Source organism: Natroniella sulfidigena (assembly GCF_023223645.1).
Classification (GTDB): Bacteria; Bacillota; Halanaerobiia; order Halobacteroidales; family Halobacteroidaceae; genus Natroniella; species Natroniella sulfidigena.
Map to the genome: position 1 here is coordinate 37,678 of NZ_JALKBY010000017.1, position 16,743 is coordinate 54,420.

Here is a 16,743-nt window from a genome sequence, read left to right on the forward strand (position 1 = left end):
AAACTACATTAGCTTTTAAAAAAATAAAACCTCTAAGCTCTTTTTAAAATACTGGAAACTTAGAGGTGTTATTATCTTTTAACATAACTAAAATTCAAGCATCAAATTCCCACCAAACTCAAGACCACTATAGTCATCCTCACCAAGCTCTAACGATCTATAACCCCCTCGAGCTACCAAGCTTATATCACTACCGAGTAATTTGGCTTCTATCCCCGCTTTGTAACCAATACTTGAATCTTCATCTTCTGAATAATGCCCAACAGAACCAACCAGATTTATACTCTCCTCTACCATAATAGTAGCAGTCCCTAAGGCTCCAACTATAGAAGTATCTATTTCATTATCATCTATAGTTAAATATTCGACCTCACCACCTACTGCCAAATCCTCTAATACCCATCTTCTCATTCCTCCATATACACCAGGAGCAGAATCATCAACAAAATCTATCTGGTTATTACTCCCCCCTAGATAACCTTCAATCAATCCCACTCTAGTCTCTTTCCACGGGTTTAATTCCTCTAATAATTCTCCTAATGCTACCGCTGGTGAGCTAAATAAGATCACTGTCGATACCACCAACATAACAACTAGCCCCTCTTTTTTCATTTTAACTCCCCCTTCCATATTTTTTAGTTTCCAAGTTCATCGCTCCCATTGCTAATCTAATTAAACCCAATCAACTATTAATTGATCTAACTTTAATCTAGGTCTCTGACTTCTTTCTTCCTGAGGATACCCAAGCGGTAATAAAGATACAATCTCTAAGCTATCATCTAGCTCTAAAAGTTGTTTCACTTTTTGTTGATTAAACATCATTATCCAACAGCTTCCTAAACCCAATTCAGTAGCCTGCAAAGTCATATTTTCAATAGCAATTGCACAATTCAAACGTAAGTAAGCCTTCATCTCCTCTTCAGCCTTCTGCCTACCTTTATAATTAGAAAAATCCATTTTCTCTAATTCTGTCCCCTTAAAAGCACCTGCCTTATGCAACTCTACGATTCTTCTTTGACGATATTGATCAGCATCCAACTTAGCACAGCAGACTATTACTGCAGGAGCTTCAGCTACAAAATCTAAAGTATAATCCTTTAACTTTTCTCTCATTTCCTCTGATTCCACCACTACAAATCTCCAAGGTTGAAGATTAGTCCCTGACGGGGCCAACCTCCCTGCTTCTAAAACCTTTTTAATATCCTCTTGACTGACTGGATCAGATTTAAAGTTTCTGATACTCCTTCTTTTCTCAATTGCTTCTTTAACCTTCATTATTCCACATCCTTTTAATAAATTTTAGCGAAAAATAAGATATAGATACCAACTGATCATTGTCAACTGGAGGCCAATCTTGATTATACTACTACTAAAGAAGGCCATTATCGTACCTAGTGCCCTTTTAAAAGCAGAAATCACACCAGTCTGCTCTACAAAAAAGGTTACTGTAAAGACCATTACAAACGGGCCAACAATAATCCCAATAGGCCCTAAAAGTAATGAACCTCCAATCAAGCCTATACTCCCCGCCAATATTGTCCATTTACTACCACCTTGCTTCTTGATAAAAAAACTATTCATAATAAAATCTGAGCTCAAATTTAATAGAGTAATTAACAACATGGCAATCCAGAAGCTAGTAGGTATACTTATCGGCGGTTCAAAGAATCTACTTAGAAAGAAAGCAACCCATAATAAGATAGTGTCTGGAATTAAAGGCACAACAACCCCTATTAGACTAGTAATAAATAAGATGGCTGTTAGACTTACTAAAAAAAGATTCATATTTCCCCCCTGTTCTCTAAATGATCTACCCTACATCTTCCTTTCCTCATATAGTTGCTTATACTTTTTAAACTCTTCTTTAAAAAGGCTCATCAAATGATCAACACTCTTACCTTCACCATAATATTTGTAAGCTACTCGACCAACTGCCCAAGTTCCTCCAGCAGCAATACCAGCACTGACAGCACTTCCTAAACCAGGAATCACATTTAATGCTTTAGCTGCTTGTTGAAAACCTAAAGCAGCACTCCCCAGCAGACCAAAAGAGCCCATAAATTCTTTAGCAGACTGATAATTAATATCCCTACCTGATAAGTAAGCAATCACTGTTACCAGCATAGCCTGCAACGGAGTTAAAACATATAAATCAGAAGTTGGGATTGGAGTAGCTCCTATAACTCCTGCTACCTTAGCAAAACCTGTAGTTAGCTCTTCAGATAAATACTCAGCAAGCCTTTCATACTCGATTAAATTAATTGCAGCTCTAACCTCTATATTACTTACTAAAACATCCAATAACTTATCTATATTATAAAAACCTTCAAACTCAATCTCTAACTGATTAGAAGAACTAACCCCTTCAGGATTAGCACTCCATTCAACATAAGCCGAAACAGGAATAATCTCTAAGGGATTAATATTATTTTGCTGACAAATCCTTTCTAATTCTGTAACCGACTTCTTTATATTTTCACGTTTCCTTGCTGGATAATTACTAGGCTTTTTATAGCGTGATGGCTCCAATTCATCAACTTGGGTTCGCAAAGCAACTATCGGTATTTGATTATTAAAGAGATTACTGATCATTTTTAAACTCTTTATATCTTGATCAAGATGACCTCTTTCTTTAGCTTTAGCCAAAAATAAAATTGCATCAGGAGAAAAATCTTCAATAGTTCTTTTTAAAGCTTCTTTTGCCTCATTATTATTTCGAGATTCTCCAATTCCACGTGTATCAATAATTTCAACAATAGTCTCTCCATTACTTTGATAATTATATTGAGTACTAGTTTGAGTTCCTATCTCTACATCACTAGTTTCAGCTAAATATTCTCCAAACATAGCATTGATTAAACTACTCTTTCCTGCTCCAGTTCTTCCAACCAAAACAAATCTAGGGGGACGTCGTTCTTTAACTTCAGTAATTAATTGATTTATCTGGTCATTATTGAATAAGTTATCGATAATCATTTCCCTAATCTTGGTTGGGATATTAATCGGAAGTGACTTTATTAAACCATCCAAATAACCATAAAAGTTTTCAATTTTACTCAGTCTTTCTTCTAACTCAATATTATCCATATTGATTACCCCTTTCTAAAATTGGCTTTTAACTAATTATATCATCTTTCAAGATTGATTATTATATTTCCTCTTTAGTAAAATAAAAATACTTGCTTCTAATTAAAAGCAATCCTAAAAGTAAAAAAGAGTTAGTATGACAACCCCAATTGTCTAATACTAACCCCCGGTTCAATTAATAATTTACAATGTACAATTAACAATTTATAGTTAAAGATCAACCCCTTAAATTCAAAGACTTTTAATTGTAAATTGTACATTTCGTCAATTGTCAAGTGTGAAGCTATTTTATAACCAAGCTAAACCCTCTCGCTAATTTAACAATATTTATCTAAATCTTTTTCATAATCTTTAATACTAGCCAACAAAGCATCGTCAAACCGCGGTTGTGCCCGTGGTAGATCATGTGTAGCTTCAGGTATATCGATCAACTTAGCAGTTGGTAACTTCTTAACAGTCTCATAAGCAATCTTGCGTAACCCTAACTGACTTCTTCCACCAGTATAGATATAGATCGGTAGAGATAGATCTGTAATTTTCTCAGAAGAATACTCCGCTGGATATTCTTCATTGATTAAACGCTCTGTCTCATCTAATACCTTTTGCCAAGCTAGTGAGTCTCGTAAATGCTCTGCAGCTTCAGTACCGATCATTGTCTCAAAAAATCCTTTAGCTAGCTCTTCAATCCCTCGCTCAGAACTTTCTTCAAACAGTGATTTAATCTTATTATTTAATGAACTTACCTCAGGATCATTAGAAAATAAACTAAAACAAGGTGGCTCTAATAAGTGCAGAGTCGATATCTTATCTGCTAGCTGGTAAGCTACTTCAATAGCTACTAGCCCTCCATAAGAATGACCAACAAGATGAAAAGAATCGATCCCTATCTCTTTTAAGATAGCTATAATATCTTGAGCATCCTGAGCAATAGTATATGGTTTTGGATCTTGAGGACTCTTGCCATGCCCTCTCCGATCACAAATAATCAACCGATACTGCTCACCAAGAGTATCTATCTGTCTCCTCCAAGTTAAATAGCCATTACTAAAACCACCATGGATTAAAACTAATGTATCTTCTGCTGATTGATTTAAGTCTCGATAAAATAAAGGTTTCTTCTGCATTTTTAGCTCCTATTTTAATTATTTGTTATAGTCATATCTGCTAGTTTTCGTCGCATCAACTTACCAGTAGCATTTCTAGGTAATTGAGGAACGAAATAGATAGATTTCGGCACTTTATAGCCGGCTAAGTGTTCTCGACAGAAACTAATTAACTCTTCTTGCTCAACTTCTGCCTCTGCTTTAACATATGCCACTGGTACGTGGCCCCACTGCTCATCAGCTTCTCCAACAACCCCAGCAGCTTCGACTGCTGGATGATTGGTCAGTACATCCTCTACTTCCGCAGGATAGATATTTTCACCACCACTAATAATTAAATCATGTAGGCGATCAACAACATAAAGATAACCTTCATCATCTAAATAACCCAAATCTCCTGTATGTAACCAACCATCTTGAATAGCAGTTGCTGTTGCCTCCGGCTTATTGAAGTATCCTTGCGTAATAGTTGGCCCGCGAACTATGATTTCTCCTACTGTACCAGAAGCTACCTGTTGGCCCTTCTGGTCGGCAATATAAAGTTCAGTAGGAAATAATGGTTTCCCAGCTGAACCTAATTTATCTAAGGCCTCTTCAGGGGCCAAAGTAGCTACTTGAGAAGTAGTTTCAGTTAAGCCATAGGTCTGAACTACAGGAGCCTTTATTTGAGCACAACGCCTTAAGAGATCCTCAGGTACTGGTCCTCCTCCTACTAATAAACAACGAAGAGTTTCAGGATAAGGTCGATCATTACGTTGATTTAGCATTCGTAAAAGCATATTACTGACCAATGAAATATGGCTTACCTTGCCTGCATCTATTGCCTGATTGATTATCTCTGGCTCAAAAGAAGAATGAAGCATCATCGGAATACCATAAATCACACTGCGGATTAAAATCGAAAGTCCCCCTACATGAAAGAGGGGCAGACAAGCCAACCAACAGTCATCATCATAAAGACCTAGATTAAGAAGAGAGCCCATAGCACTTGACCAATAATTTCCATAGGTCAATAAAGCTCCTTTAGGATTACCAGTTGTACCTGAGGTATAGATAATACTATGAATATCAGACTTTTGGTGTTGCTGCTGAAGTGAAATTTTTGCTTTGCTGTCTGGTAGTTCGGTAATTTTAACTTTTTCTTCTAGGTTCAACTTAGTTCCTAATTCTTCAGTCTGCTGATCATAAATTAATAATGAAGCTTCAACATCTTGAAGTTGAAAATTTAACTCTGAAGTAATTAGGCGGGTGTTCAAAGGAACTAGGATAGCTCCTAGTTTATTCAAAGCATAGATAACTCGCACAAAATCTAGACTATTATACATTAAGACAGCTACCCGATCTTTAGAGTTTATTCCACAAGCAGCCAACTGCCGGGCCAACTCTATAGCCTGATTGTTAAGCTCTGAAAATGACCAGTGCTTATCTCCAACAATTACTGCAGTTTTGTCAGGTGAAATATGAGCCCGCTTACTGAGCCAATCTTTCATAACTAACGCCCCTTTCTAATCTAGAGCAGACTGATAGCAAACAACACTCCGAAGATTAGATGTAATTTACCAGTATTTTTTAAAGTTAGATTAAGTACTGTTCCACTCTTTTGAAAAACATCCTTAATCAATTGACCACCCAATGGTAAAGTTAGAAGTGGTAACCAGAAAAGGTTAGTAGCCAACATTCCATTAATCCATAATAAAAGCGGAACAAGATATGCTCCTACAATCAAAAGAGTAAATTGAAAACAAGTACCCTGTCGCCCTAAACGTACAGCCAGGGTTCTTTTATTTGCTTTACGATCTGTTTTAATATCCCGTAGATTATTTACAACTATGATAGCTGTTACCAAAAACCCAACCGGTAGGGAAATATAAAACGAAAATAAATTAATACTGCCAGTATGAAGATAAAAAGTCCCCATCACTGCAACCAATCCAAAAAAGATAAAGACAAAAAGATCCCCCAACCCATGATATGCTAAAGGCCACGGGCCAGCAGTATAAAGAATCCCTGAAATGATACCCGAAACACCGATCACAAAAATTGGCCAACCACCAATCTGGATTAGATAGAGACTGGCTAAAAAAGCCAGTCCAAAAGTAATCCAAATTCCAGCAGTAACCTCTTTGATCGAAAGAAGACCAGTCTGTGTCACCCTTGTTGGGCCAAGACGTTCTTCAGTATCACTACCTTTTTTGAAATCATATAAATCATTAGTTAGATTCGTTCCTATTTGAATTAACAAAGTTACTACAAGTGTTACTATAGCTGCTGATAGATTAAAATAACCAAATCTAATGGCAGCAGTTGTGCCTACCAGCACTGGCACTATTGCTGCTGGTAGTGTCGGTAACCTTGCTGCCATTATCCAAGCTTGAACCTTAGTTACTTCATCTAGCTGTTGATTAATTCCCATAAGATACCTCTCCTTTCTTCTGCTTCGCTAGCTCTATATTATTAAGGAAAGCGAGGGAATTGACCAAAGTCAGGCTTTCGCTTTTCTAAGAAAGCATTCTTTCCTTCCTGAGCTTCTTCTGTCAAGTAATAAAGAAGTGTTGCATCTCCAGCTAACTGCTGAATACCTGCTAGTCCATCTGTATCAGCATTGAAAGAAGCTTTAAGGAATCGTAAAGCTGTTGGGCTCTTTTCTAAGATTTCGTTGGCCCATTTAATCGTTTCTGCCTCAAACTCTTCAAGTGGTACTACAGTATTCACAAGTCCCATATCCAAAGCTTCCTCAGCAGAATACTGGCGACATAAATACCAAATTTCTCTAGCTTTTTTATGTCCTACAGTCCGGGCCAACAATGTTGCTCCATACCCAGCATCGAAACTACCGACCTTAGGGCCAGTCTGTCCAAAGACCGCATTATCTGCTGCAATTGTAAGATCACAGATTAAATGTAATACATGACCTCCACCAATAGCATAACCTGAAACAGCAGCAATAACTGGCTTAGGCAAAGTTCTAATCTGACGTTGTAGATCGAGTACATTTAACCGAGGTACGCCATCATCACCAATATAACCTCCATCTCCTTTTACATTCTGATCTCCTCCGGCACAAAAAGCTTTCTCTCCAGCACCAGCCAAAATAATGACACCTACTTCATGATCTTCTCTAGCTCGAGCAAAAGCATCCATCAACTCCATAACTGTCTCTGGTCGAAAAGCATTACGAACCTCCGGTCGATCAATGGTAATTCTAGCAATTCCTTGATATGTCTCATATACAATATCTGTGTAATCTCCAAATGATTCCCAATTTACTTCCATGATTTACACTTCCTTTCATTTATTTTGTGTCAGTGTGAGTAATGAGTGTCAGTTAAAGTCAAGAACTTAAAAACACCTTGAATTAAAGGTTTTGTACTTATGTTGTTTCACTCACACAACCACTAACCACTCACACTAGATATTAATAAACCTTTTATTTTAAATAATTACACTCAGCTTAACTTATTTATATAATATTACTTTGTCGCAAGGCAGCAGTCACTACCTCCCACATTTCACGATGTCTAGCTGCATTTATCTCTCGGTCAGTACAAACTTCAATAACCTGCAATCCACCATCTGACATGCTAGCTTCAATGGCACTATTAAACTCTGGCCAAGTATCTGCCTTGATAAATTCCCCTTGATACATCTGAACAGCATGCTCAAAATCAAGCCCAATCGGTGTCCCAAATAACTCTTCAAAGTATTCAGGATAATTAGCCTGGGGTAGAAATGAGAAGATTCCCCCTCCATCATTATTAACCACGATTATCGATAGATCCAATTGATGAAGTTTGGCAGCCAATAGACCATTGAGATCATGATAGAATGATAAATCACCAATCACTAAGATCACTGGATCATCAGTAGTGGTACTTACCCCTAAAGCAGTAGAGACAACACCATCGATCCCATTTGCTCCTCGATTAGCTACTAACTTAATCTCTTTATCAGTATTAGCAAAAAATGTATCCAAATCACGTACCGGCATACTATTTCCAGCAACAAGGGTTGCCTTATCAGGAAGCAATTCTGCTAACTCAGTAAAGATTCGACCTTCAAATAGGTCATCATAATCAGACAATCTCTCTTCTATTGCTTCCTTACTAACTTGAGCAGCTTTTAACCAACTTTCACTCCAGTCAGTATGCACAGTTGAATGCTTTCTACCTTTTAACTCCCCTGCTAACATTGAGCAAAAAGAGTCTGGATCTACATAGATAAACTCACTTGCTAAGGCAGTAGGATCATGCCAACCAGCTCCACCATCAATCACAAGCTGTCTCGTATACTGATGCTCCTTTAAATACAGAAATACGGCCTTAGAAGTAGGCATCGCTCCAAAGCGAATGATAACTTCCGACTGATAAGAATCACAAAACTCATGATTTCTCAAAAAAGCATCATAATTATCAATCACAAGTTCTTGATTATGCTTACCACAACGGATTTGTGATAAAGGATCAGCCAAAATTGGAAAGTCAAGTTGATTGGCCAACTCAATAACCGAAGTCGGTAGCTCTTCACCAATTTGAGGGCCACAGACAATTAAGCCTTCTTCCACTTTGTCCAGTTCAGTAGCCAACTCTTCTAATTGTGCTTGAGCAAGCTTAGGATCTGCCTGTGTAACAGTAACATAACCTTGATTATTTTCACGTCCATTCCGCCCCAGAGATTTTGCTTGTTGAGCCTGATTCCCCGCTAGCGGTACCAATGGCTTACGGAATGGGAAGTTTAGATGTACCGGCCCAGCAGGAGAATGCTTAGCAGTAGCAACAGCTCGTCCTGCTGTAGTACGAACATAACGTAACATATCTTCTGTTGCCTCAGGCAAAGCCATTTCAAGAGACCACTTGGCATGGCTTCCATATAGATTCATCTGATCAATAGCTTGAGGAGCCCCTATATTCTGTAATTCAGGAGGACGATCAGCAGTCAATACCACTAGAGGAATTCGAGAATAATTAGCCTCAATAACCGCTGGTAAAAAATTAGCAGCTGCAGTTCCTGAAGTACAGACTAAAGCCACTGGCTCTTGATTAACTTTGGCCCTACCTAAAGCAAAAAAAGCAGCTGAACGTTCATCTATATGCCGCCAAACCCTAACTTCTTGATGTTGAGCCAAGATCATAGCTAGGGGTGTTGATCTAGAGCCAGGACATAAGCAGACATCTTTCAATCCAGCTTTGACCAATTCATCAACAAAAGCTGTAACATAATCATGAGTTATTTGCTGTTTATTCATTAAAATCCCCCTTTAATGCAGACAAAATTGGTTTTAACTTAAGATATGTTTCTTGGTATTCATCTTCTGGCTCTGAATCAGCTACAATTCCACAACCAGCATACAGGTAAGCATTATTTTCCTCTAATAAAGCAGAACGAATAGCTACTGCAAATTCCCCATCTCCAGCAACATCAGTCCAACCGATAGGAGCACTATACCAACCACGATCAATACCTTCCCTCTTACGAATAAGTTCAATAGCAATCTTTTTAGGCAATCCCCCTACAGCAGGAGTAGGATGTAACTCTTTGATCACATCAAATAAAGAAGCCTCATCTTTTAATCTACCTCTTACTGGAGTATGTAAATGTTGCACATTTTCTAATTTCAATAATCTTGGTTGATCAGGAATCTCAAGTTCTGCAGCTACCCTCTTTAAGGAATTACGAATACTTCTGAGCACTATCATATGTTCATGATAATTCTTTGTACTATTAAGTAATCTACTACCCAATAGTTGATCTTCTCTCTCTGACACTCCTCGAGCAGTAGAACCAGCCAAACAGCTTGTTTGGAGTTGATCGCCTGCAAATTTGACCAACCGTTCAGGTGTAGCCCCTAAAAAACATTCACTTCCTTGACCAACTGCAAAGATATAACAAGTCGGATACTGACTCTGTAATTGATCAAGAATACGGGTAGCCGAAAAATCCTGTTCAGCCTTAACATGTACTTGACGGGCCAACACAGCTTTTTCTAACTGCTCATCTTTTATATCTTCAGTAAGCTGTTCTACTGCTGCTTTCCACTCTAGTGCCTCATCTTCATCATCTTGTAACTCAACCTCATCAGCAACAGTCCTCTTCCAACTTCTATCGCTAGCTTTACTTTCAATCAAACTCCACTCTTGTTCTATTTCTTCCAACAGTTGATCAGCCTTACTATCCGGTTCAACCATAATATTTGTAGTCAGCCAATATTCTCCCTGAGATATAGTTAGGAGAAATTTTGGTAGAACCAATAGGGCATCAGGGTAGTTGGCCCAAATAGTAGATGATTGATGTTCAGGGTCAAAATTAAAACCACCCATTAAGAGTGGCCCTGTACCCTTCAATTGGGTAGCATTCTCTATAATAGCCTCTTCTAAAATCTCAGACCAAGCTTTTTTAACTACAGAAAAACGCTCTTTACCTTCAGCAGCTATAATCTGACTAGCTCCTAAGCCGACTAAATAAAAATCCTTGCTAGGCCTGCCCCAAAAAAGAACTTCTTCAAATAATTGACGTCCAGCTGCAAAATATGTAAGGGGCTCAAAAACAGATAACTGTCGACTACAGCTAACTAGCAAACTTCGTTCTTCTTGGCGAGCTTGATTAATCCCTCTTTCTAGCAATTTGTATAAATCTTTATGTATCGAAAAAACCGTATTAGTAATAGACATTATTCTCATCTCTTTCTGTCTCTTTACTTTTTATGTAAGTAATTTATATTAGAATTCAACTTAATCAATAGTTTAACACTAATTAAAATTAATATGTGTAGTAATTATTAATAATCGATGCTAGCAAACAAAGGATAGATTACTACAATAAGTCCCTTGATGTGGCTTCATGTACAGCTTTCTAACCATAATTATAATATCATAATTATTAAATTTTTGCAATTAATATCTTATAGTTGTTAATTTTTAAAAACAAGCTAGATCTTAAGATGATATGTAATCTTAACCAAATTAAGTTTAAGGTTAAGTCTAAGTTTAAGTAAGACCTAAGATCTTATGCTTTTAATGATTGACTTAGCCTTAAACTTAGCCTTAAACTTAGCCTTAAACTTAGCCTTAAACTCAGCCTTAAACTCAGCCTTAAGCTCAGCTTTAAACTTAGTTAACAAACTCCTCTTTCCTGACCGTATATTCCTCCAATAAGTCTCGCTTCACCTTAAATCCTAACCCTGGCCCTGTTGGCAGTTCAATATAACCATCTTCGGACAATGTCACTTCCGGAGTAATAATATCTTCCTCCCAATATCTAGCCGAGGCTGAAATATCACCTGGCAAACTAAAACCTGGCAAACTAGATAAAGCCAACGCATGGGCCCGACCAACGCCAGATTCAAGCATTCCTCCACACCAGACAGGAACTTCTCTTTCCTGGCAAAGTTGATGAATCAACAATGCCTGCCTTAACCCTCCAACTCTAGCAATCTTGATATTAATAATCTGACAACTACCAAGCTCTATGGCCTTCCGAGCTTGGGCAACACTCTCTATACTCTCATCTAAACAGATTGGAGTACCTATCACCTGCTGTAATTTAGCATGATCAATAATATCATCCTGGGCCAACGGCTGCTCAATCATCATTAATCCAAAACGATCTAATCTCTTTAATCGATTAGCATCAGCCAGTGTGTAGCTAGCATTGGCATCTACCATCAATGGAAAATTACCATACTTTTCTCTTAACGCCTGTAATGGCTTTTTATCCCAACCAGGTTTAATCTTGATCTTAATTCGCTGATAACCTAACTCTAAATAATCCCCCACTACTTCAACTAACTGATCCAGATCAGGATAGATACCCACACTGACTCCAGATGGTACTGCTCTTGATTTTCCATTAAGCAAAGAGATCAAAGAAGTATTATTCTCACGGGCATAAAGATCCCAAACTGCTCCTTCTAACCCAGCTTTAGCCATATGATGTCGCCTAACTTGTTCTAATAATTCAGCTAATTGAACCGGCTTATCCCACTCCTCTTTAAAAGCTAAAGGAAGCAAAAATTCTTTTAAGACATACCAAGATGTTTGGGTCGTTTCCTCAGTATAATAAGGAGCAGACAATGCTGAAACCTCACCATAACCTATTCCTTGCTCTGAATGGGCTTCAACTATGATCAAACGCCGCTCATCTTCCTTACCAGAACCAGTGACAAAAGGATTCTTCATCTTCATTCCAATTTCACGCAATATAACTTTAGATAACTTCATGCGATTACTCCTTATCTTCTTTTATCCCGCTCAGTGATAATTTTCACTTTCATTATTAAAGATTAATTATTCATCATCCTCTTAAGTATTATACTAACGCATTGTGCTAGTATAAAAAATGAACTTTATTGATATATAGATTAAGTTTAACCCAACCATTAAAAAACATAAGGGTTTAGCTCTTACTTGGACTTAGACTTGGACTTAGACTTGGACTTAGACTTAAACTCAGACTTAAACTTAGACTTAATTATAGTTAAGCCAGTTTAATTTGTCAAATATATCTATTCCTGATAAAACTGATTAAACTCCCCCAGCCAAATACTATTAAAATCCTGCTCAATCTTCAACTTTTTAGCTTCCTCCCAAGTTGTTGGCCCGCCTTGCTCCTTAATCTCCTCTATATCACGCTTGAATTTTTGATAGTTGTTACGCCTAATTTTGCTACCAGAAATTATATTTCCAGCGGTATCAAGCCCAAATGAACTGACCAAGACCCCTCGTTGATCCCAATATTTCTTGGCAGGATAATCAATTAGTAACTTATCACCGATCAAGCCTCCAGTCACTTCTAAGTATAAGTCATACTCTTCCGCTCCCCAAAAATTAAGTTCCTGATACTTCTCAACAAAGCTCTGATAAGCCTTAATAAATTCCCCTTCAAACTCTTCATAAGTACAAAAGCCCCTAAAGAACCAACATGCTGAGTCATCATCATTTTTTCTCGGGCCAACAGGCACATCCTTACGCCCTATAAATATTACCCCTTCAAACTCATCCATAGTATAATCAATAATCACTCTACTTTTTAACTCATCTTTAGCGATTGCTCTTTCAATATTTTCCAAATCATTTTCGATCATTACCTTTTTATGTACCTTATTAATTTCACCTAATAACTTCTTTGCTTCTGCTAAATCAGGATTATCGATTGCCTCTTCTAAACTTACATACATCCCTTCTAATCTACTAAGAGCCTCTAATACCCTTTCGTTTCCCATCTTCTCACCTCACAATTTTATAATGTCATTCTAAACAATAATTGCTATTCTATAGATTTACTTTAAATTTTTTATTTTAAAAATTTCATCTCACTATATTAAGAAAATCTTTAGTTCAATTTAGAACCTTTTTTAAATCTACTTAATATCAATACCACTAAAAATTGAGATTATTAAATTAAGTATATCATATACTGGAGAAGAAAAAAATATTTCACTCTAAATAATTAATAAAAAGTTGCCTCCGCCAACTCAGCTTAAGTCTAAGATTAAATTTAAGTAAAACTAACAAATACAAACTAATAAAAGTTATTCACAACCTCTAAAAATTATACCTTCCTAAAATAACAAAAAAGCCATCATATATGATGGCTTTTTTATTAATTCAATATAATTTCAATAATTTCTGTAAGTAACACGAAAGGACTAACTAAAGGTATCTCTAAAACTACTACTGAAGCATACACCGTTGCCATTAACCACAACCCAAGAAAAGCAAACAAATCTTTATAATATCCTTTTTGAATTAAGTCAGACACCTGTAAAAAGGCAATCGTCAACATTATTGCTAGTAACCCCATCAGTCGCAACATACTTTATTCCTCCGAAACAATTATTGATATAAAGTGGCAAGTGCCACTTTATATCAGTGTACAGTTTACAGTAGATATGGTTTCTATGGGTTTCACGAAAGGTCTTGACAAAGACCTGTAGGGACGGTTGACAGTAGATACGATCTTTGTGGATATGATTTCTATGATTTTCACGAAAGGGCTGATAAGCCCTGTAGGGGTTTCATGGAGGGTCTTGATAAAAACCCGTAAGGATAGAAAAAATCTAAGAACTGATTTTTTCATCACGAAGGGTTCAAAGAACCCGAAGAAAAACCTTAAAACCAAAACCACTCTAAGCCTATATCTTTTCATAGATTTTAATCTCTTAAGATTTTGCTCTTAACTGTAAACTGTAAACCGTAAACTGTCAACTCAATATTGTGGCACCTTGGTGCCACAATATTGTAACCCTACCGCGGTTGCGCATCACGATTGACCACACCACTTCTCACTACTGTCGCCTTGACATCAATATCAACAGGCAACTGGGCAAAGGTGCTCTTCCAATCTTCTTCCAATTCAGCCCACACCTTAGGTTTAATTCGATAAAAAGCAAACCCAAACCCAAAGACATCACTCTTTACTGATTGCGCCTTCTCTAACCCCTGGTTAATATCATTTTCAATCACTTGAGCCATCCGCCGTTCAATCCTCCTAGTAATCTCTGACTCTTCTTTGAAACTGGTTGGCCCAGAAGTATTAACAATTATCCCTCTAGCATTAACTTCAACTTCTATTCTAGGTCGACCATCCTTAATTACCGGTTTAATTTCCGAATCTGCCCGCAGAACCCTAATATCTACTTCAATCTCTTCATCCCTAGGATACGGTACAAATAAGTTAGCTGAATTTATTTCACCTTTGACCCAATTGATCCCTCTCGTCTGGCGATCATTAGCATAACCTACTGCTTTACCATTATCAAACAGATAGGCACCAGAAATCATAATCGGGGCAGATCGACCAGGATCAGCCATTTCCTCTGCCCCTTCATCCTCTTCTCTTTTAAACTTCAAAGCGCCTAGATATGGTTGGTACCCCGGCTGACCAAATTTTTTAAAGAAATCATTTGTATTTTCTCTTGCAGTCCCCCCTACATTTTCAACAGTGAGATCGATTAAATTCATCACCCCTAAAGCATTAGCCGATTCAAGTGGTATCTCTGTTGATAATAACTCTTTTACATCATTACCTTTAACAACTGCTAAGACCATAACCCGCCGACTCTCTCTACTTCGAGCTATAGTATTAGCTACAGGTAATACTCCTTTATGATAGGCCATCCTTTCCGAAACCATATAGATCAAAGAATGGGCAAACAAAATATTTCTCGATGTCTTTTGCCTCAAATTAGCAAGTGCATCATAGATAGAGTGACCCCAGGCTGAGACAGTCCAGAACCTCTCATCTCCCCCTTCTCCTTCAAATTCTCCTCCCGCTAAACCTAAAGGGCTAGCCATCTGGAAGATCATTTGATATAATTCCGTTTCGGGATCATAATCATAACCCCCAGCAATTACAATTGCATGCTCTTCTGGTTCCATTCTATCCCAACAGCCACTTACTAAAAGAAGAGAAGAAATCATAAGCAAAATCAGCAACCTCTTATTCACGATCAGTTCTCCTTCCTAACTTTATTGACAATAGTTCGTACACCATAAGCTGACCACAGCAAAACTAATGGCCCCAGTAAATAAGCAGCTCCATAAGGGCCAACAATAGATGGCTTTAAGAAGCTATAAACTTCAAAAATACTATCAAAACCATGAACTGTCAAAAAGACCCAGAGAACAGCCATTGGCCAGATAATAGATCTATAATCCTCTAAACCTAACCACTGAGCCATACCTTTAGCTCCAGCATAAAGAAAGGTCGAAAGTGAAATAAAAACTCCAAACCCCCAAGAAAAAATAACCAGAATTTCAATTCGTTCTATAAATTTACTGACACGAACCGCCCTCATCAAGACCATGAATGGAAAATTAACTCGGGCCCCCTCCTGCGGACTTAAAACAGCAATAGTTGTTAAAACTATCAACAATAAAGTGAATAAAGAAGCAGCTATTGAGGTTAAAGCAACTTGAATACTTTTTTCTGGCTCTGCTGTTACAGGGGCCAACATCCCCAACACCCAGATCTGAACAATAAAAACAATCGGAACGACTGCTCCTCTCAGTACTGGGCCCCAGCCACGAGCCAAGACTGGCTGCAGATTAGTTAACTCTATTTCAGTACCTGTTAAGAAAAGTGCTATCAAGATTGCAATCACAAAAACAATAAATAAAAGATCAGCTACTCGCCCCAATACCTCAACACCTTGCTGAACACAGATAGTAGCAGGTAAGACCATTCCAACAGCAATAAAGAGTAACGGAGTTTGGGGCAAAAAACCGGTCATAAGTAATTCACCATACAATCGCAACTCTACTACCGACAACTGAAGAAAGAGTGCCAAAAAGGCTAAACCAAGTATCTTACCCAACCAATTTCCTAATAAGACCTGACTATACTCAATCAAGGTCAACTCAGGAAATTTAGCACACAACATTGCCACTAATAGAACAATAATTTCTGAACCTACCAAGACAACTAAGACAGAAATCCAGGCATCCTGTAAAGCATCTGCCGTAGTTAAAACCGGAAGAAAAGCTAGAACTGCTGACATTCGCATTATAAATAAAATAAACCATAATTGCCGATTAGCAATCTGCTCTTGACTCATCCT

15 protein-coding genes are annotated in these 16,743 nt (G+C 37.6%); all 15 read right to left on the bottom strand.

Annotation, left to right across the window (positions count from 1 at the left end):
• Positions 1–87: 87 nt before the first annotated feature.
• The 15 genes from MWH28_RS10940 to MWH28_RS11010 all read right to left on the bottom strand — a co-directional run bounded on the left by MWH28_RS10940 (position 88) and on the right by MWH28_RS11010 (position 16,740).
• Positions 88–612, bottom strand: coding sequence for a hypothetical protein (locus tag MWH28_RS10940; protein WP_248619417.1), 525 nt, complete (start codon positions 610–612; stop codon positions 88–90).
• A gap of 60 nt (positions 613–672) precedes the next feature.
• Positions 673–1,275: a nitroreductase family protein gene (locus MWH28_RS10945; protein WP_248619418.1), complete on the bottom strand. Its 603-nt coding sequence runs from the start codon at positions 1,273–1,275 to the stop codon at positions 673–675.
• 24 nt (positions 1,276–1,299) lie between these two features.
• Positions 1,300–1,785: a DUF456 domain-containing protein gene (locus tag MWH28_RS10950; RefSeq protein WP_248619419.1), complete on the bottom strand. Its 486-nt coding sequence runs from the start codon at positions 1,783–1,785 to the stop codon at positions 1,300–1,302.
• A 30-nt stretch (positions 1,786–1,815) separates the two neighbouring features.
• Positions 1,816–3,087 carry a GTPase family protein gene (locus MWH28_RS10955; RefSeq protein WP_248619420.1) on the bottom strand — a complete coding sequence of 424 codons (1,272 nt, stop codon included), beginning with the start codon at positions 3,085–3,087 and terminating at the stop codon, positions 1,816–1,818.
• A gap of 317 nt (positions 3,088–3,404) precedes the next feature.
• Positions 3,405–4,211: an alpha/beta fold hydrolase gene (locus MWH28_RS10960; protein ID WP_248619421.1), complete on the bottom strand. Its 807-nt coding sequence runs from the start codon at positions 4,209–4,211 to the stop codon at positions 3,405–3,407.
• Between the two features lie 14 nt (positions 4,212–4,225).
• Entirely contained in the window at positions 4,226–5,680 is a 1,455-nt protein-coding gene (locus tag MWH28_RS10965; protein ID WP_248619422.1) for an o-succinylbenzoate--CoA ligase, read from the bottom strand.
• A 20-nt stretch (positions 5,681–5,700) separates the two neighbouring features.
• Positions 5,701–6,603 carry a 1,4-dihydroxy-2-naphthoate polyprenyltransferase gene (locus MWH28_RS10970; RefSeq protein WP_248619423.1) on the bottom strand — a complete coding sequence of 301 codons (903 nt, stop codon included), beginning with the start codon at positions 6,601–6,603 and terminating at the stop codon, positions 5,701–5,703.
• Between the two features lie 41 nt (positions 6,604–6,644).
• Positions 6,645–7,463, bottom strand: coding sequence for a 1,4-dihydroxy-2-naphthoyl-CoA synthase (gene menB, locus MWH28_RS10975; protein WP_248619424.1), 819 nt, complete (start codon positions 7,461–7,463; stop codon positions 6,645–6,647).
• A gap of 187 nt (positions 7,464–7,650) precedes the next feature.
• Entirely contained in the window at positions 7,651–9,432 is a 1,782-nt protein-coding gene (gene menD / locus MWH28_RS10980) for a 2-succinyl-5-enolpyruvyl-6-hydroxy-3-cyclohexene-1-carboxylic-acid synthase (protein WP_248619425.1), read from the bottom strand.
• The gene (locus tag MWH28_RS10985; RefSeq protein ID WP_248619426.1) at positions 9,425–10,855 is read right to left on the bottom strand and encodes an isochorismate synthase; all 1,431 of its coding nucleotides are present in this window, start codon (positions 10,853–10,855) and stop codon (positions 9,425–9,427) included. The genes menD and MWH28_RS10985 overlap by 8 nt, the downstream gene beginning before the upstream one ends.
• A gap of 438 nt (positions 10,856–11,293) precedes the next feature.
• Entirely contained in the window at positions 11,294–12,403 is a 1,110-nt protein-coding gene (menC, locus tag MWH28_RS10990) for an o-succinylbenzoate synthase (RefSeq protein WP_248619427.1), read from the bottom strand.
• A 284-nt stretch (positions 12,404–12,687) separates the two neighbouring features.
• Positions 12,688–13,404: a hypothetical protein gene (locus MWH28_RS10995; protein WP_248619428.1), complete on the bottom strand. Its 717-nt coding sequence runs from the start codon at positions 13,402–13,404 to the stop codon at positions 12,688–12,690.
• Positions 13,405–13,784: 380 nt separating this feature from the next.
• Positions 13,785–13,997: a hypothetical protein gene (locus tag MWH28_RS11000; protein WP_248619429.1), complete on the bottom strand. Its 213-nt coding sequence runs from the start codon at positions 13,995–13,997 to the stop codon at positions 13,785–13,787.
• A gap of 431 nt (positions 13,998–14,428) precedes the next feature.
• A complete protein-coding gene (locus MWH28_RS11005) occupies positions 14,429–15,631 on the bottom strand; it encodes a Ger(x)C family spore germination protein (RefSeq protein WP_248619430.1) in 1,203 nt (400 codons plus the stop codon).
• Between the two features lie 2 nt (positions 15,632–15,633).
• Complete coding sequence (locus MWH28_RS11010) at positions 15,634–16,740, bottom strand: GerAB/ArcD/ProY family transporter (RefSeq protein ID WP_248619431.1); 1,107 nt, start codon at positions 16,738–16,740, stop codon at positions 15,634–15,636.
• Between the last annotated feature and the right edge of the window lie 3 nt (positions 16,741–16,743).